Annotated in this window: 14 protein-coding genes; 9 read left to right on the top strand and 5 right to left on the bottom strand. The window is 70.4% G+C overall.

The genetic code is table 11. The features are described from left to right. Positions 1–366 precede the first annotated feature (366 nt). The 5 genes from hisC (at position 367) to HEP85_RS20390 (ending at position 9,551) form a co-directional block, all read left to right on the top strand. Positions 367–1,443 (top strand): histidinol-phosphate transaminase, encoded by a 1,077-nt coding sequence (hisC, locus tag HEP85_RS20410; protein ID WP_168529006.1) that lies wholly within the window; start codon positions 367–369, stop codon positions 1,441–1,443. 214 nt (positions 1,444–1,657) lie between these two features. Continuing rightward, on the top strand, positions 1,658–3,175 hold the full coding sequence (locus HEP85_RS20405) for a cytochrome ubiquinol oxidase subunit I (RefSeq protein ID WP_168529005.1): 1,518 nt from the start codon (positions 1,658–1,660) through the stop codon (positions 3,173–3,175). A gap of 20 nt (positions 3,176–3,195) precedes the next feature. Continuing rightward, positions 3,196–4,203, top strand: a complete 1,008-nt coding sequence (gene cydB, locus HEP85_RS20400) for a cytochrome d ubiquinol oxidase subunit II (protein ID WP_168529004.1) — start codon at positions 3,196–3,198, stop codon at positions 4,201–4,203. Between the two features lie 60 nt (positions 4,204–4,263). Further along, the gene (gene cydD / locus HEP85_RS20395; protein WP_369657782.1) at positions 4,264–7,833 is read left to right on the top strand and encodes a thiol reductant ABC exporter subunit CydD; all 3,570 of its coding nucleotides are present in this window, start codon (positions 4,264–4,266) and stop codon (positions 7,831–7,833) included. A gap of 26 nt (positions 7,834–7,859) precedes the next feature. Further along, positions 7,860–9,551 (top strand): GAF domain-containing sensor histidine kinase, encoded by a 1,692-nt coding sequence (locus HEP85_RS20390; RefSeq protein WP_369657781.1) that lies wholly within the window; start codon positions 7,860–7,862, stop codon positions 9,549–9,551. A 248-nt stretch (positions 9,552–9,799) separates the two neighbouring features. Here the strand turns inward: HEP85_RS20390 and HEP85_RS20385 are convergent, their stop codons facing one another. The 3 genes from HEP85_RS20385 to HEP85_RS20375 all read right to left on the bottom strand — a co-directional run bounded on the left by HEP85_RS20385 (position 9,800) and on the right by HEP85_RS20375 (position 11,836). Continuing rightward, positions 9,800–10,735, bottom strand: coding sequence for an HAD hydrolase family protein (locus HEP85_RS20385; protein WP_211118034.1), 936 nt, complete (start codon positions 10,733–10,735; stop codon positions 9,800–9,802). Between the two features lie 587 nt (positions 10,736–11,322). Beyond that, positions 11,323–11,466 (bottom strand): hypothetical protein, encoded by a 144-nt coding sequence (locus tag HEP85_RS20380; protein WP_168529002.1) that lies wholly within the window; start codon positions 11,464–11,466, stop codon positions 11,323–11,325. 139 nt (positions 11,467–11,605) lie between these two features. Continuing rightward, on the bottom strand, positions 11,606–11,836 hold the full coding sequence (locus HEP85_RS20375) for a hypothetical protein (RefSeq protein ID WP_168529001.1): 231 nt from the start codon (positions 11,834–11,836) through the stop codon (positions 11,606–11,608). Between the two features lie 239 nt (positions 11,837–12,075). Between HEP85_RS20375 and HEP85_RS20370 the strand changes: the two genes are divergently transcribed. Then, positions 12,076–13,071 carry a LuxR C-terminal-related transcriptional regulator gene (locus tag HEP85_RS20370; protein WP_168529000.1) on the top strand — a complete coding sequence of 332 codons (996 nt, stop codon included), beginning with the start codon at positions 12,076–12,078 and terminating at the stop codon, positions 13,069–13,071. A gap of 378 nt (positions 13,072–13,449) precedes the next feature. Continuing rightward, positions 13,450–14,073 (top strand): helix-turn-helix transcriptional regulator, encoded by a 624-nt coding sequence (locus tag HEP85_RS20365; RefSeq protein WP_329288977.1) that lies wholly within the window; start codon positions 13,450–13,452, stop codon positions 14,071–14,073. Positions 14,074–14,267: 194 nt separating this feature from the next. Here the strand turns inward: HEP85_RS20365 and HEP85_RS20360 are convergent, their stop codons facing one another. Both HEP85_RS20360 and HEP85_RS20355 read right to left on the bottom strand, forming a co-directional pair. After that, the gene (locus tag HEP85_RS20360; RefSeq protein ID WP_168528997.1) at positions 14,268–15,044 is read right to left on the bottom strand and encodes a 4'-phosphopantetheinyl transferase superfamily protein; all 777 of its coding nucleotides are present in this window, start codon (positions 15,042–15,044) and stop codon (positions 14,268–14,270) included. Continuing rightward, positions 15,034–15,306 carry a phosphopantetheine-binding protein gene (locus tag HEP85_RS20355; protein ID WP_168528996.1) on the bottom strand — a complete coding sequence of 91 codons (273 nt, stop codon included), beginning with the start codon at positions 15,304–15,306 and terminating at the stop codon, positions 15,034–15,036. Before HEP85_RS20355 ends, HEP85_RS20360 begins: the two co-directional genes overlap by 11 nt. Positions 15,307–15,571: 265 nt before the next feature. Here HEP85_RS20355 and HEP85_RS20350 point away from each other — a divergent pair, with 265 nt between their 5' ends. Together HEP85_RS20350 and glyA are read left to right on the top strand one after the other, a co-directional pair. Further along, positions 15,572–16,444: a TauD/TfdA family dioxygenase gene (locus HEP85_RS20350; protein ID WP_168528995.1), complete on the top strand. Its 873-nt coding sequence runs from the start codon at positions 15,572–15,574 to the stop codon at positions 16,442–16,444. Between the two features lie 56 nt (positions 16,445–16,500). Next, the gene (gene glyA / locus HEP85_RS20345; RefSeq protein WP_356011495.1) at positions 16,501–17,868 is read left to right on the top strand and encodes a serine hydroxymethyltransferase; all 1,368 of its coding nucleotides are present in this window, start codon (positions 16,501–16,503) and stop codon (positions 17,866–17,868) included.

Raw genomic sequence — 17,868 nt, 5'->3', positions numbered from 1 at the left:
TGCCAAGTGGGCCATGTTTCGAAGAGGTCTCAACTCACCTTCACGGGTGATGCGCGCCACGGCGTGAGCCACCGGCGCGCGCGGCTCTGGAGAGCGCGCCCCCCAATTCGTACGCCTTCGTACGAAGATGACCGCCAGGTGTGTGTGACGCTCGTCGCACACCGTGGGTGCTCACATCGGGGCATCTCGGAGTGGTCTTCGGGGCGTACGAGGATGATCGCCGGGGTGTACGTGTGCCGCCGTCCCGTGTGACGTCGTACGAGGTTGTCCACAGCCCATTCGCAGCGGCGCCGAATCCTCATAAGGTGAGAAGTATTGGTAGCCGGTGGTGGTCATGAACCAGCGGTGGTCGCGAGGAGGACTGCGGTGAGCGAGACGAGCCCCAAGCTGCGTGCCGAGCTGGAGGGTATCCCCACCTACAAGCCCGGCAAGCCCGCCGCGGCCGGTGCGGTGGCGTACAAGCTGTCCTCGAACGAGAACCCCTACCCGCCCCTCCCCGGCGTCATTGAGAGCGTGACCGCGGCGGCGGCCTCGTTCAACCGTTACCCCGACATGGCGTGCACGGGCCTGATGGACGAGCTGTCGGAACGCTTCGCGGTCCCTCTCGCGCACCTGGCCACCGGCACCGGATCGGTCGGGGTCGCCCAGCAGTTGCTGCAGGCGACCTGCGGTCCCGGCGACGAGGTCATCTACGCCTGGCGGTCCTTCGAGGCGTACCCGATCATCACGCAGGTCAGCGGAGCCACCTCGGTGCGTGTGCCGCTGACACCGGGCGAGGTCCACGACCTGGACGCCATGGCCGACGCGATCACCGACAGGACCCGGCTGATCTTCGTCTGCAACCCGAACAACCCGACCGGCACCGTGGTGCGCCGGGCCGAGCTGGAGCGGTTCCTCGACCGGGTGCCCAGTGACGTGCTGGTGGTCCTGGACGAGGCCTACCGCGAGTTCATCCGTGACGTCGAGGTGCCGGACGGTGTGGCGATCTACCGTGACCGGCCGAATGTCTGTGTGCTGCGCACCTTCTCCAAGGCGTACGGGCTGGCGGGCCTCCGGGTCGGCTTCGCGATCGCCCATGAGCCGGTGGCGGCGGCACTGCGCAAGACGGCGGTGCCCTTCGGCGTGAGCCAGCTCGCCCAGGACGCGGCGGTCGCCTCGCTGCGCGCCGAGGACGAGTTGCTCGGCCGGGTCGGCTCGCTGGTGTGCGAGCGGGTCCGGGTGGTCGAGGCGCTCCGGGACCAGGGCTGGACGGTGCCCGAGACCCAGGCCAACTTCGTCTGGCTCAGGCTGGGGGAGCGCACGCTCGACTTCGCGGCCGTCTGTGAGCAGGCCGGGGTCGTCGTGCGGCCCTTCGCCGGCGAAGGGGTGCGCGTGACGATCGGCGAGACCGAGGCGAACGACATCTTCCTGAAGGTGACCGAGGGCTTCCACAAGGAGCTCTAGTCCACTCCGATCAAGGTTCCGACCGGCTCCCGCGCAGGGGGAGCCGGTCGGTTCTCGTTTAGGGACCCCCCACCTGTCCCGTCTCGAACAGCCATGCGTCATAATTGCTTGTGAATGTGAACGCGTTCACAAGCGTGTCCCGGTTGCCCCGTGATGCGTGTGACAAAAGGGGCAGACTGCCGCTGCAGCAAGGCGGCGTTAGGAGACTGACGACGTGGAATTGGCTTTGGCGCCGGAGACCCTGGCGCGATGGCAGTTCGGCATCACCACCGTCTACCACTTCCTCTTCGTCCCTCTGACGATCTCGCTCGCCGCTCTCACGGCGATCCTGGAGACCGCCTGGGTGCGGACGGGCAAGGAGCACTACCTCAGGGCGACCAAGTTCTGGGGCAAGCTGTTCCTGATCAATATCGCCATGGGTGTCGTCACCGGCATCGTGCAGGAGTTCCAGTTCGGCATGAACTGGTCGGACTACTCGCGCTTCGTCGGCGACGTCTTCGGTGCCCCGCTGGCCTTCGAGGCCCTGATCGCCTTCTTCTTCGAGTCCACCTTCATCGGGCTGTGGATCTTCGGCTGGGACAAGCTGCCGAAGAAGATCCACCTCGCCTGTATCTGGATGGTCTCCATAGGCACCGTCCTGTCGGCGTACTTCATCATGGCCGCCAACTCCTTCATGCAGCATCCGGTCGGCTACCGGCTCGTGAAGAAGGCGGACGGTTCGATGCGGGCCGAACTCACGGACTTTCCCAGGGTGCTCTTCCAGGAGACGGCGCTCGTCAACTTCTGGCACGTCATCAGCGCCTCCATCCTGGTCGGCGGCGCCTTCATGACCGGTATCGCGGTCTTCCACCTCCGCAAGAAGCGGCACATCCGCACCATGCGGATGTCGCTGCGGCTCGGTCTGGTCACCGCTCTCGTCGGCACGCTCCTCACCGTCGTCAGCGCCGACACCCTCGGCAAGGTGATGTACGAGCAACAGCCGATGAAGATGTCGGCGGCCGAGGCCCTCTGGGACTCGCAGCAGCCCGCGCCCTTCTCGCTCTTCGCGTACGGCGATGTCGCCAAGGGCCACAACACGGTCGCCATCGAGATACCGGGAGTCCTTTCCTTCCTCGCGAAGAACGACCTCAACGCCAAGATCCCCGGCATCAACGACATCAACAAGGCCGAGCAGGAGAAGTTCGGACCCGGCGACTACCGCCCCAACATCCCCACCGCCTACTGGGCGTACCGCTGGATGATCGGCTTCGGAGGGGTCTCGATGGCCCTGTGCACGGCCGGCCTCTGGCTGACCAGGCGGAAGCTCTGGCTGGCGCCGGAACACCGCACCGGGGACGAGGAGGTGCCGAAGCTCATGCTCACCAAGAGCATGGAGCTGACACCGAGGCTGGGCGACTGGTGGTGGCGGCTGTCCCAGTGGACGCTGATCTTCCCGCTCATCGGTATCTCCTGGGGCTGGATCTTCACCGAGACGGGGCGTCAGCCCTGGGTGGTCTACGGCCTGCTGAGGACCAGGGACGCGGTGTCGCCGGGAGTCTCCCAGGGCGAGGTGCTGACCTCGCTGATCGTGTTCACCCTCATCTACGCGGTCCTCGCCGTCATCGAGGTGAAGCTGATGCTCAAGTACGTCAGGCAGGGGCCGCCCGAGCTCACCGAGGCCGACCTCAACCCGCCCACCAGGATCGGCGGCGACTCCCATGACGCCGACAAGCCGATGGCCTTCTCCTACTAGGCCCAGGGAGCTGCTGAGTCATGGAACTTCACGACGTCTGGTTCGTCCTCATCGCGGTCCTGTGGACCGGCTACTTCTTCCTGGAGGGCTTCGACTTCGGGGTCGGCGTCCTCACCGGGCTGCTGGCCCGTGACCGCACCGAGAAGCGCGTCCTCATCAACACCATCGGCCCCGTCTGGGACGGCAACGAGGTGTGGCTGCTCTCCGCGGGCGGTGCGACCTTCGCCGCCTTCCCCGAGTGGTACGCCACGCTCTTCTCCGGCTTCTATCTGCCGCTGCTGCTCATCCTGGTCTGTCTGATCGTGCGCGGTGTCGCCTTCGAGTACCGCGCGAAGCGGCCCGAGGAGAACTGGCAGCGCAACTGGGAGACGGCGATCTTCTGGACCTCGCTGATCCCCGCGTTCCTGTGGGGCGTGGCCTTCGGCAACATCGTCCACGGAGTGAAGATCGACAAGAGCTTCGAGTACGTGGGCACTCTCGGTGACCTGTTCAACCCGTACGCGATCCTCGGTGGTCTGGTCACCCTGTCACTGTTCACCTTCCACGGGACCGTCTTCGTCGGGCTCAAGACGGTGGGGGACATCAGGGAGCGGGCTCGTGGGCTCTCACTCCAGGTCGGCCCGGTCGCCGCGGTGCTGGCGCTCGTCTTCCTGAGCTGGACCCAGGTGGACAACGGTGACGGCAGGTCCCTGACCGCGATGATCGTGGCCGTGGTCGCTCTGGTCGCCGCCCTGGTGGCGGCGCGCGCGGGGCGGGAGGGCTGGGCGTTCGCCCTGTCGGGGCTCACCATCGTGGCCGCCGTCGCGATGCTCTTCCTGACGCTCTTCCCGAACGTCATGCCGTCCTCGCTCAATGAGGACTGGAGCCTGACGGTCACGAACGCCTCGTCGAGCCCGTACACCCTGAAGATCATGACCTGGTGCGCCGGGATCGCCACACCGATCGTCCTGCTCTACCAGGGCTGGACCTACTGGGTGTTCCGCAAGCGGATCGGCACACATCACATCGCCGCGGATATCTCGCACTGAATCCGACGTAACGGCATGTTTCACGTGAAACATGCCGGATGAGCCAAGGGTGTGTTTCACGTGAAACCAATCGATCCGCGTCTGCTGCGGTACGCCCGTGCCACCCGCGTCTTCCTGCTGACGGTCGTGGGGCTGGGCGCGGTCGGAGCGGCGCTGGTCATTGCCCAGGCGATGCTCATCGCCGAAGTCGTGGTCGGCGCCTTCCAGCACGGTCACTCGGCTCCGGAGCTTCGCACCCCCCTGCTCCTGCTGGTCGTGGTCGCCTTGGGGCGGGCACTCGTCGCATGGCTCACCGAACTCGCCGCGCACCGGGCAAGCGCGGCGGTCAAGTCGGAACTGCGGGGACGGCTGCTGGAGCGGGCCGCCGCACTCGGTCCCGGATGGCTGGGCGGACAGCGCACCGGGTCGCTGGTCGCCCTCGCCACGCGGGGAGTGGACGCGCTCGACGACTACTTCTCGCGCTACCTCCCGCAGTTGGGCCTCGCGATCGTGGTGCCCGTGGCGGTGCTCGCGCGGATCGTCACCGAAGACTGGGTGTCGGCGGCGATCATCGTCGTCACCCTTCCGCTCATCCCTGTCTTCATGGTCCTGATCGGATGGGCCACGAGGGCGCGGATGGACCGTCAGTGGCGGCTGCTGTCACGGCTTTCGGGGCACTTCCTGGACGTGGTCGCCGGACTGCCCACGCTCAAGGTCTTCGGCAGGGCCAAGGCCCAGGCCGAGTCGATCCGGCGGATCACCGGCGAGTACCGCCAGGCGACCATGCGGACCCTGCAGATCGCCTTCCTGTCCTCCTTCGCGCTGGAACTGCTCGCCACGATCTCGGTCGCGCTGGTCGCCGTGACCATCGGGATGCGGCTCGTCCACGGCGACATGGATCTGTACGTGGGGATCGTCATCCTCGTCCTCGCGCCCGAGGCCTACCTGCCGCTGCGCCAGGTGGGGGCGCAGTACCACGCCGCCGCCGAGGGGCTCGCCGCGGCCGAGGAGATCTTCGCGGTGCTGGAGACCCCGTTGCCGGCCGGCGGCTCGCTTCCCGTGCCGGAAGGCGAGATCACTTTCGACGCGGTGACGGTCCGCTATCCGGGACGCTCCGGGGACGCGGTCCGCGATGTCTCCTTCGTGGTCGCGCAGGGCGAGACGGTGGCACTCGTCGGACCGAGCGGCGTGGGCAAGTCGACCCTGCTGAACGTCCTGCTCGGGTTCGTGGAACCCACCGCGGGCCGGGTGCGGGTCGGGGGAGCCGATCTCGCGGGATGTGATGTGGCGGAGTGGCGCTCACGGGTGGCCTGGGTGCCGCAGCGGCCGCACCTCTTCGCCGGTTCGATCGTGGAGAACGTGCGGCTGGCACGCCCCGACGCCGACGACGCGGCGGTACGGCGGGCGCTGGCCGACGCGGGGGCGCTGGAGTTCGTGGACGCGCTGTCCGACGGAGCCCGCACGATGCTCGGCGAGGACGGCAGTGGTCTCTCCGCCGGGCAGCGCCAACGCCTGGCCCTGGCCCGGGCGTTCCTCGCGGACCGGCCGGTGCTGCTTCTCGACGAGCCGACGGCCTCGCTCGACGGCACGACGGAGGCGGAGGTCGTGTCGGCGGTGCGCAGGCTTGCCGTCGGGCGGACGGTCCTGCTGGTCGTGCACCGGCCCGCTCTGCTGGGGGTGGCGGACCGGGTGGTGCGGCTTGAGCCCGGGGCCCCGACCACGGCGGCCGGTCCCGCACCCGCCGGGACCACGACGCGGCCCCGTCCGGCCGAGCCGGAGGGTGTGCCCGCGGTCGCCCCGGAAGAGTCCCTCGCGGTATCCAGGGGACGCGGCGACGTCCTCGCCCGGACTCGTGCCATGGCCGGTCCCCGCAGCGGTCGCTTCGCGCTCGCGCTCCTGCTCGCCAGTCTCGCGCTCGCCAGCGCCGTCGGCCTGATGGCCACCTCGGGATGGCTCATCTCGCGGGCGTCCCAGCAGCCGCCGGTCATGTATCTGATGCTGGCGGTGACGGCCACGCGGGCGTTCGGGATCGGCCGTGCCGTCTTCCGCTACGCCGAGCGGCTCGTGTCGCACGACGCGGTGCTGCGGATGCTGGCCGACACCCGCGTCGCCGTCTACCGGCGCCTGGAGCGTCTCGCGCCGGCAGGACTGCGCACGACCCGGCGGGGGGATCTGCTCTCGCGGCTCGTCGCCGACGTGGACGCGCTGCAGGACTACTGGCTGCGGTGGCTGCTGCCCGCCGGGGCGGCGGTCCTGGTGTCCACCGCCTCCGTCGGCTTCACCGCATGGCTGCTGCCCGAGGCCGGAGCCGCCCTCGCGGCCGGACTGCTGGCGGCCGGGGCCGGCGTGCCGCTCGTGACCGGGGCCGTCGCGCGCCGCGCGCAGCGGCGGCTGGCCCCCGCCCGCGGCATCCTGGCGACCCGCGTCACCGATCTGCTCACCGGCACGGCCGAATTGACGGTCGCGGGCGCGCTGGCAGCCCGCACCGCCGAGGCCCGGCGGGCCGACACCGTGCTGACCCGCATCGCCTCCCGGTCCGCCACCGCGACCGCGCTCGGCGACGGACTCACCGCACTGGCCACCGGCCTGACCGTCGCCACGACCGCTTTCGTGGGCGCCCAGGCGGTCGCGAGCGGGCGGCTGAGCGGCGTGGCGATGGCCGTGGTCGTCCTCACCCCGCTGGCCGCGTTCGAGGCCGTTCTGGGGATGCCGCTCGCCGTCCAGCACCGGCAGCGGGTGCGGGAGAGCGCGGGACGCGTGTACGAGATCCTGGACGCCCCCGACCCCGTACGCGAACCCGAGCGGCCGCTCCCTGCGCCCGGTTCGCCCTTCCCGCTGCGGGTGCTCGGACTCACGGCCCGTCACCCCGGACAGGACCGGGACGCGCTCGCCGGCCTCGACCTGACCCTCGAACGGGGCCGCAGGATCGCCGTCGTGGGCCCCTCCGGCTCCGGCAAGACCACACTGGCACAGGTGCTGCTGCGCTTCCTGGACGCGGAGGCGGGGACGTACACGCTGGACGGCACCGACGCATACGGCATGGACGGCGACGACGTACGCCGGCTGGTCGGGCTCTGCGCCCAGGACGCGCACCTCTTCGACAGCAGCGTGCGGGAGAACCTGCTGCTGGCCAGGAAGACCGCCACGGAGACCGAGCTGCGCGACGCGCTCGCCCGAGCCCGGCTCCTGGAGTGGACGGACGATCTGCCCGACGGACTCGACACACTGATCGGCGAGCACGGAGCGCGGCTGTCCGGCGGTCAGCGCCAGCGGCTGGCACTCGCCCGGGCGCTGCTCGCCGACTTCCCCGTCCTCGTCCTGGACGAGCCCGCGGAACATCTCGACCTGCCGACGGCCGACGCGCTCACCGCGGACCTGCTGGCCGCGACCGAGGGCCGTACGACGTTGCTGATCACCCACCGTCTGGCCGGGCTGGAAGCGGTGGACGAGGTGATCGTGCTGGCACACGGCCGGGTGGCGCAGCGGGGTGCGTACGCCGAGTTGTCCGTGGTGGAGGGTCCGCTGCGGGAGATGGTGGAGCGGGAGGCTGCGGGGGACCTGCTCGCCGGAGCGGTGACGAGTCCGGCCGGGTCCGACCCCGGACCCGTGGGTAGGCGCGACGCCGTGGGCTCCGTACCCGACTTTCGGTAGTAAAAGCGACTAACTACGCTCAAGGCATGTCAGTGGCTTCCGAGGCTTCCGCCTCACCCGACCCGGACGGTGGTCCGGACGTGCCGCGCCTCCTGGATGCGATGCGGGCGGTCGGGGCGGAGCTGGAGCTGCACGCGACGCTGGACCGGATCTGCGAGACCGCGGCAGCGCTGACGGACGCGCGCTATGCGGCCATCGGGGTCGTCGAGGAGGGCGGCGAGGGGCTCGTGGACTTCGCCCACCACGGGATCGACGCGGAGACCGCCCAGCGGATCGGGCAGCTGCCCGACGGGCACCGAGGGCTGCTCGGGGCGCTCATCCACGATCCGGGGCCGGTACGGCTCACGCATCTGGACGAGGACGGGCGCTCGTGCGGGTTCCCCGATCACCACCCGCCGATGCGCAGTTTCCTGGGGGTTCCGATCCGCGTACAGGGTGAGATCTTCGGGAACCTCTATCTGGCCGAGAAACGCGACGGCGGCCCGTTCGGTGACAGCGATCTCGACATGGTCCGTGTGCTGGCCGCGGAGGCGGGCATCGCGATCGGCAACGCCCGGCTGTACGAGGCGGCCCAGCAGCGCGAGCGCTGGATCGACGGTTCGGTGGCCGTCACCACGGCGCTGCTGGCGGGCGGCGACGCCGAGGACGCGCTCCAGGTCGTCGCCGAGCAGGCGCGCCGGCTCTCCCGCGCGGCGGCCGGGATCGTGCTGCTGCCCGCCGACGAGGGCGGCCTGGAGATCACCGCGGTCGCGAAGGACCGCCCGTCCCGGGCGCTCGGTGTGGTCATTCCCCCGGAGAGCGAGCTGGTCGCCGAACTCCTCGGCGGCAAGGCCGTGTTCCTCGCCGACGCGGCCACCGATCCGCGCGTCCTCACCGAATTCGGCCGCGAGTACGGTCCGATGATGATGCTCCCCCTGCAGAGCGGGAGCCGCCTGCTGGGGGCCCTTGTCACTCCCCGGGGACGGGGCGCCCGCCCGTTCACCGAGGCCGAGCACACCCTGGCCGAGCAATTCGCCGCGCAGGCCGCGCTCGCCCTGATGATGGCCGAGGCGCAGCGCGACCGGGAGCGGCTCGCGGTCTACGAGGATCGCGATCGGATCGCCCGTGACCTGCACGATCTCGTCATCCAACGGCTTTTCGCGACCGGGATGATGCTGGAGAGCGCCCAGCGGTGCTCGGGCGTGCCCGAGGTGCGGGAGGGCGTCGGCAAGGCGGTCGACGAGCTCGACGTCACCATCCAGGAGATCCGTACCGCCATCTTCGCGCTCCAACAGGGCCCCGCCGAGACCCCGTCCGGACTGCGGACCCGCGTACTGCGCGAGATCAACATGGCCGCTGTGCCCCTCGGATTCAAGCCCGGTCACCGCTTCGTCGGGCCCGTGGACACGGCTGTCGGCGAGCTGACCGCCAAGAACCTCATCGCCGCTCTGCGGGAGGCCCTGTCCAACGCCTTCCGGCATTCCGGGGCCTCCCGCATCGATGTCGTCGTCGACGCGGCCGTCACCCTGCGGGACGGGCGGCGCGGGGTGCGCCTGAGCGTCGCGGACGACGGTGTCGGCATCCCCGACCGCGGCCGGCGCAGCGGTCTGACGAATCTCAGGCGGCGGGCCGAGGCGCTGGGCGGTGAGAGCCGGCACGGCCCGGGACTCGGCGAGGACGGCGGCGGTACGACGGTGGTGTGGCAGGCGCCGTACGATCCGCGGGCCGGCTCGCTGTAGAAGGACGCCGTCCGGGGGTGTGTGTCCCCCCGGGCGTACGACGTGAACGATCTCCGCGGGCTTCGGCAGCGGCGGCGAGCGCTGGGCCCACCGCCGTACCGGGCAGGACTTCGCGGTACCCGCGACCGGGCTGGGCCGTCGGTCCTGTGCCGCGGCCGGCCCGGCCCGGCCCGGCCCGGCCCGGCCCGGCCCGGGATCGCGGTCCGGTAGACAGTGATGCCTGCTCGAATCGTTTCTGCGTCTCGGGGTTACAGCCGGTCGGCGATGATCCGCTCGATGACGACCGCCACCCCGTCCTCGTTGTTGGCGACCGTACGGCCGGAGGCCGCGGCGATCACGTCGGGGTGGGCGTTGCCCATCGCGTACGACGTGCCCGCCCAGGTGAGCATCTCGACGTCGTTCGGCATGTCCCCGAAGGCGACGACCTCCTCCGGCGCGATACCGCGCTCGGCGCAGCACAGCGCGAGCGTGCTGGCCTTGGAGACGTCCGGGCCGCTGATCTCCAACAGCGCGCTGGGGCTGGAGCGGGTGACGGTGGCACGGCCGCCGACCGCGCGGCGCGCCACGGTGAGGAAGGCGTCGGGTTCGAGCTCGTGATGGAAGGCGAGGATCTTGAGCACCGGCTCACCGGCGCCGGGAGCGTCAGGTGCCAGCAGCTTCTCGGCGGGCCCGAGGGCGTCCGGAAGCTCCAGGTGCAGCTTGGGGTACGCGGGCTCCTGGTAGAAGCCGTACGTCTGTTCCACGGCGAACACCGCGCCCGGCGCGGCCTCCCGTACCAGCCGTACGGCGTCGAGCGCGTTCTCCCGCGCGAGCTCCCGCACCTTGACGAACCGGTGGGCACCGGGGCCGCCGTGCAGGTCGACCACGGCGGCGCCGTTGCCGCAGATCGCCAGGCCGTGACCGTGCACGTGGTCGCTGACGACGTCCATCCAGCGCGCCGGGCGCCCGGTGACGAAGAAGACCTCGATGCCGGCCTCCTCGGCGGCGGCGAGGGCGGCGACCGTGCGCTCGGACACCGACTTGTCGTCGCGCAGCAGGGTGCCGTCGAGGTCGGTGGCGATCAGGCGGGGCGGGACGATGGGGGTACCTCCTTGTTCGAGCGCGGTCGAGACCGTGCGGGAGGCGCGGGGGGCTGGTGGCTCGGGCTGTCGGGTCGCTGGGGTCACCGCGCCATTCTGGCGCATATGCCCGCACGGTCGTGCGGAGGTCCGCACAGGTGAGTGGTTACCGTCCTCACCAGTAAGGTCACCGCCCGCTGTCGCGGCCAGCCGCTGAAGCCCGGTCGGTGGGGCGGCCCGCGAGGTGTCCCGACGTCGACGAACGGGTTCTGGAGTCGCATTCAGCCGATGCCCGCGTGCTGGATGCGGATGATCAGGACAGAGGCGGATCGCCGCCTGTCGGCGCGGAGCTGGAACCGGGAAACGGAGCACGCGGAGAACGCAGAGAACGCGGTCAATCGTAGGGACGATATTCGTCAGGAGACCGGATATCCCGCGCTCGTGATGCGCGGAGTCGGCGATACCGCCGGACTTTGCTGTGGCTCTGACCTACGACTCGAAATCCTGCCGCGGTCACCCGGTCACCCGGTTATTCGGTCGCCCGGTCGTCCCCGCCGGTGCCGCGTCGGGCCGCCGTGCACGGTGGCTCCTGCGGGTGAAGGTCGAGACCGCACCGAAGCCCGATGACCTCGGTGCCGTCCGACATTCTGGAGAGGGCGCCTCGCGCACCCGCATCCCGCGCCACCGGTCGACGCCACGGCGTCGAGGCGGTGTCAGCCCCAGATCATGTCGTCCGGCGCAGGGGCGCCGGCGACCACGGAGTCCGTGGTGTTGCCGGACACTTCGAACGCCGGGGTCAGGAGAGCGAAGGCCGTCAGGAGAATCGCGGCCCAGCGGGCGGGATGAAAGCGCAGCAACGTAGGAATCCCTTCCGAAGTCGGTGAGTTGTTCCTTCTGTGCGACAAAGCTTCGCCAAGCAGAAAGACCTTCGGAAGAGAGTTCTGGTGGACGGAACGGGCCCTGGACCGAAGAGGTCAGCGGGCCGCATCGCAGGGCTCAGTCGATGAGGCCGTCGAGGCCGTACGGGGCCAGCAGCGGTACCTCGGAGCGTCCGACCTGCCATCCCGGCAGTGGTCCGATCTCGGCCACCGCGCGTCGGCACAGTCTCGCCGCTGTCTCCTCCGCACTCCGGAGGTGGTCAGCCAGCAGGTAGACGCCCACCGTCACCCCATGTCCCGGATGGGGGTGGATGACCACATGCTCCACGCCGTCGTCGGGGTGCGCCAAGGCGTGAAGGAGATCCGCGAGGTTCTGGGGGATGCACGAGTCCGCCTTCCTGTTAAGGAGTTCGGTGTGAACGAGATACACGCCTCGCATTTTCCCAAAAGGGCGAACACGGGAGAAGAGCACCAGAAGTCCCATTCCGGCAATGGCCGGTACAGTCCAGGCGGCCTTCTGTAGAAACCGCGCCACACGTGTGATGATGTACGTGTCTTTACAGCAAGACCTCCGGGGGGAGATGTGCCGTGCTGAAGTCGCTTGGTCTCGATTCCATTGCCGAGGCCGTCTACCGAGGTCTCCTGGCACGGCCGCGTGACGGCGTGGCGGATCTCGCCGAGCGACTGGGACTCACTCCCGAGCAGGCCCGCCACGGACTGGACACGCTGAGCGAACTGGCCTTGCTGAGACCCTCCTACGACCGGGAGGGCGAGCTGTGGCCCGTATCGCCCGAGGTCGGCCTCCAGGTGCTGATGGCGCGCCAGCAGGCCGAGCTCGCGGCGCATCAGAAACAGCTGGAGGAGTCGCGGGCGGCCGCGGCCCGGCTGATCGCGGAGTACGCGGAGGCACGGCCGGCCGACGCAGGCCCGCACAGCGAGCGCCTGACCGGGATCGACCAGATCCGCGACCGGCTCGCGGCACTCACCCGGGAGACGCGGGAGGAGGTCATGACCTTCGCCCCGGACGGGCCCCAGCGGCCGGAGCACATCGAGGCCGCGAAGCCGCTCAACCGGGAGCTGCTGGAGCGCGGTGTCCGGATGCGGACGGTCTACCTCAACAGCGCCTGCAACAGCCCGCACACCCTCCAGTACGTGAGCTGGCTGTCCAAGCTGGGCGGCGAGGTGCGTACGGTGCCGACCCTGCCGACCCGGATGATCGTCGTCGACCGCAAGGCGGCCGTCATGCCCGTGAACAGCAACAACAGTGCCGAGGGCGCGGTGGTGCTGACCGGCCACGGCACGCTGACCGCGCTGTGCGCGCTGTTCGACAGCGTCTGGAACGGCGCCCGGCCGCTGAACGAGGAGAGCAGGGCCGACGACCAGGGGCTCACCGACCAGCAGTCCATGGTCGTGATCCTGCTGGCCGAGGGGCACACGGACGAGACCATCGCCAAGCGGCTCGGGGTGTCGCCGCGTACCGCGCGGCGGCTGGCCTCCGAGCTGATGACCCGGCTCGGAGCGCGCAGCCGGTTCGAGGCGGGCGTTCGAGCGGTGCAGAACGGCTGGCTCTCGGAGCACCGCTGAACCGTCGTCCGCGCCGCGGACAGCCCCTCTTCCCGGCCTCCGGCCGAACAACCCGCCCGTGCCCGAGTCACCCGCCTCCGGCCGGACGGTCTGCCGCGACGGAGGCGCCTGCCTTCGCCCGGGACGGCCGCCGGCAGTCCGCGCGCCCGGCGGTGTCCGCACGCGGCCGCGTCTCGCCGCCGTACCCGGGCCGTCCCGTCGTGGGCCGGTCGTCCCGCCGTACCCCGTCCTCGGCCGGCCCGCGCCGGCACCCGGATGTCCCCTTGTGTCCAGGGCCCCAACGGGCCACCGGAGTGGTCTTCCGGTCGGTGCGCCGATCATGGAGATTGGCCTCGTACCGCCGGAGTGGACCGGAACCAGCGCAGACGGGGAGTCGACATGGTTCGTGCCGGGATCTTCATCCGGAACCAGCTCGCCGTGCTGGGCGTCCGCTGTCTGCTCGACGCGGAGGCCGACATCGAGGTCGCGTTCGCCACGGGCACCCCCTTCGCGGTGCCGGCCGGCACGGTCGACTGTCTGGTCCTGGACCTGGGCCTGCTCGACGAGCTGCCCGAGCCCGCCCGCGGGACGGCCGGGGTGCCCGCCGCCCGGACGGTCCTGCTGACCGCCGACAGGGCCGCCGCGGCCCGGGACACGAGCCCGGACCGGGCGGGCGAGACGCATCCGTTCGACGACGCGCCCCTGCTGCTGGTGGACGCCATCCGGCGGGTGGCCGGCCCGGGGCCGGCCGCGGCCGGTGCCGGGACCGTCGCCCGACAGGGTGTCGCCACCCTCTCCCCGCGGGAGCGGGAGGTGCTCAGGCATCTCGTCGAGGGCTGCACCCATGACCAGGCGGCCCGGCGGATCGGCATCAGCCAGCACACGGTCGACACGTACGTGAAGCGCATCCGCTCCAAGCTGGGCGCGCACAACAAGGCCCAGCTGGTCCGCGCCGCCCTGACCACGTCGCGCTCTCCGTCCGCGCACCCCGAGTTCCGAGCACGACAGCAGGTGGAGACATGACGTCCGACGGCGACCGCACCCGTCCCGTGGCCCACGATCACGAACCGCGGTACTAGGGCGTGTTGCGGCCGGCCGGCCGCTCGCCCGGCCGACGGACCGCGAGCCGCCGGCTGGCCGGGTGGCGGACGGGTTCCGCGGCGAGCGGCGGCCGTGTCTCGACCACGTCGGACCGGTGTGGACGGACATGAGGCCGCTCAGCGCCCGGTCTCCGCGGCCCGCGGCGGCCCCGGACTGAAGGCAGCGGCCGAGGGACGGCTCCGGGAGTAGGCGGTGAAGACCAGCGGCCCGCCGCCGATCACCGCGACCGCCGCCGCACAGCCCGCACCCGCCTCCAGGTCGGCCAGCACGAAGTCCTCGGCCGGCCCCGCCGACGGACCTCTCAGGAACAGCACCCTCGGGGCCTCCTCCGGAGCCGACACCCCGACGTCGGACAACGGCACCCGCAGTCCCTGGCCCGTCGCCTTGAGCACGGCCTCCTTCCGGGTCCACATCCGGTGGAAGCCGCTCGCGGTGGCGTGGGCCGGGGTGCGGGGTTCGGCCGGTCCGATGACATGGGGGAGCAGTTCCGCGGGCGACACCGACGTGCTGATCTCCTCCACGTCGATCCCGACCGCACCCGCCCGGGTGACGGCGACCGCCACCCGGGTGCCCGAGTGCGACACCGACACCTGGAGCCCGGTGCCCGGGAGTTCGGGCTTGCCGTGGTTCCTGGAGCAGTCGGGGCAGCGGGCGACCACCTCCAGTCGCCGCGGCGGAAGGCCGAGATAGCCCGCCGCGGCGGTACGCAGCAGGGCCCGGCCGGCGATGAACCGCCGGCGGTCCTCCGTCCTGCGCTGCTGCGGGATCCGCTCCCGCTCGGTCCCGTCGAGCAGGGCCACGCAGTCGTCGGTGACCGTGGCCGGATCGGCCCACCAGATGTGGCAGTCGGCCGGACCGAGCACCGGGACCACCTGAGGTGCGTCAAGCAGCACGTGCTCTCCCCGTGGTCGAGGGCAGAGATTCTCCGACGCGCTCCACCATGGAGCCGAACAGGGCGTCGAGGGCCAGGTCGCTGCTTCTCACCTCGACCCCGAAGGCATCGGCCGCCCGCGCGCAGACCTGGACCGCGAGCAGGGAGCGGCCGCCGGCGACGAAGAAGTCCGTGTCGTCCCCGACCTGGTCCATGGCGAGGGCCTCGCACCAGATCTCTGCGAGCCGGCCGCGAATGGCGTCGAGCCCGAGGTCATCCTTCACCGCATTGCCTTCCATGCCGGAAACGGGGAGGTACCGCGTGTACCAGCCGGCCTCCCATGTTCACGGCGGTACGCCGCGGACACACGCCCCCGAAAGCCGTGACACCTGTTTAGGGGACAGTGCGCGGAACAGTCCCTGGACGGAATTACGCCGCCCCGTCATTGACCGGATCCGTCCATGATCCCGATATTGCTCACCGGCTTGGAGCCCGTCTAGCGTCATGGTCGTGATCGAAAGTCAGGGCCCCTCCCAACGTAGGAATCTCATGACGACGACCCCCTTCAAAACCTCTCCCCTTTCCGATCACCACGGTCTGGTGATCGAGAGCGCAGATCTCCCTCTCGCCGAACTCCCGCACTCCGAGATCGCTGATCTCTTCAAGCAGCACGGCACGCTGATGTTCCGCGGTTTCGGGGCCACTGCCGACGATTTCCGCGAACTCGTGCAGAGGTTTTCGTCGAAGCTTTTCTTCCATCAGAATCCGAACCGCGAGACGATTTCCGACGACGGCGCGGTGCTGCTCGTCGACGCACACCGGAATCCCATTCCGGCGCACTCCGAGATGAGCTACTGCCCGCTGCACCCGGACCTCCAGTGGTTCTACTGCGTGCGGCCGGCCGACGAGGACGGCGAGACGACGGTCTACGACGGCGTCGAGGCGTACAAGCGGCTCGCGAAGGAGACCCGGGACCTGTTCGACAAGCTCCGGCTGACCTGGCGCCTTCCGTTCCCGACCGCCCCGGAACACCAGGAGCGTGTGTTCGGCACGGCCGACCGCGCCGAGCTGGAGGCGCTGTTCGCCACGTTCGACGACTTCGAGTACGACTTCGACGACGCCGGGAACCTCGATTGGAAGTGGACCGTCTCCGCGGTCCCGCAGGCGCGCTATGTGGACGCGCCCACGCTGTGCAACAGCTACCTGGGCTCCGGCGCGATCGTGTCCTTCGAGGACGGATCGACCATCCCGCAGCACTGCCGCTGGGACGCGCTCGACGCCACCGAGGAGGTGCGGGTCGACCTCCAGTGGGAGGCCGGCGACATCGTCATGATCGACAACAAGCGCGTGATGCACGGCCGGCGCGGCTTCGAGGACCCGGACCGCAAGGTCGCGGCGATGCTCTCGACGCCGAACTTCTGAACGACCCCTCCCCTGTCGCCTGTCGACCGCCACTCTCACAGTTTGGATTCGACTCCATGACCCAGGCCGTCGGTCTGCCCACGCTCACCGCCCCGACCGCTCCGCTGTCGTCCTTCTACGAAAACGCCCTGCACGCCATGGAACTCGGGGATCCGGCCCTGTACGGGCTGCTGGACGACGAGCTCCACCGACAGCACGAGACCCTCGCCCTGGTCGCCTCGTGCAGCCCGGTGACCCCCGCGGCGCTGCTCGCCGAGGGGAGCTTCTTCGCCAACGTCACGGCCGAGGGGTACCCGGGCCGGAGGTTCCACGCCGGCTGCGTGAACGTCGACAAGGTCGAGGAACTCGCGGTCGAGCGCGCCAAGCAGGCCTTCGGCGCCCGCTACGCGAACGTCCAGCCCCACTCGGCGAGCACCGCCAACCAGGTGGTCATGAACTCGCTGCTGAAGCCCGGCGACCCGATCCTGGGCCTCGACCTGGACGCCGGCGGCCACCTCAGCCACGGTGCGTCGGTCAACATCTCGGGCCGGATCTTCGAGGCGCACAGCTACGGCCTCGGGCCCGACGGACTGATCGACTACGAGGAGGTCCGGGCGCAGGCCCACCTGCACCGGCCGCGTCTGATCATCGCGGGGACCACCGCCTACCCCCGCACGCTCGACTGGGCCGCGTTCCGTGCCATCGCCGACGAGGTGGGCGCGTACCTGCTCGCCGACATCACCCACATCGCCGGCCTGGTGGTGGCCGGCCTGCACCCGTCGCCGCTGGCCCACGCCCATGTCGTGACCACCTGCACGCACAAGCAGCTCTACGGTCCGCGCGGCGGCCTGATCCTGCTCGGCGACTCGGCCGACACCGTGCTCCCGAGCGGCCGGACGCTCCGGCAGACCCTGCAGAGCGGACTCTTCCCGCTGATCCAGGGCGCGCCGGTGGTGAACAGCATCGCGGCCAAGGCCTACGCCCTGGGGGCGGCGACCACGCCGGCCTTCACCGAGACGATCCACCGGGTGCGTTCCCTCGCGGCCGCCCTCGCCGAGCAGCTCATGGGCCGGGGCGTCCGGGTCATCTCCGGCGGCACCGACAACCACATCGTCGTGGCCGACGTCCTGACGTCGTTCGGCATCACCGGCGTCAATGCCGAGAAGGCGCTCGAACAGTGCGGCGTTCTCGTCAACAAGAACCGGATCGTCGGCGACGCCCACTCCGCCATGGTGACGTCGGGCGTGCGGTTCGGCAGCAACAGCATGGCCGCCCGCGGGTTGGACGCCGCCGACGTCGCGGAGGTCGCCGACCTCGTCATCGAGGTGCTGACCACCACCGAGAACACGTCCAACACCACGTACGCGCTCGACCCCGCCGTACAGGCACGTGTGCAGGAGCGGGTCCGCGCCATCTGCCACCGCCGGCCCATCGCCGGCTACTGA

Source organism: Streptomyces sp. RPA4-2 (assembly GCF_012273515.2).
Classification (GTDB): domain Bacteria; phylum Actinomycetota; class Actinomycetes; order Streptomycetales; family Streptomycetaceae; genus Streptomyces; species Streptomyces kaempferi.
This window is presented reverse-complemented; position numbering and strand designations above follow the sequence as displayed.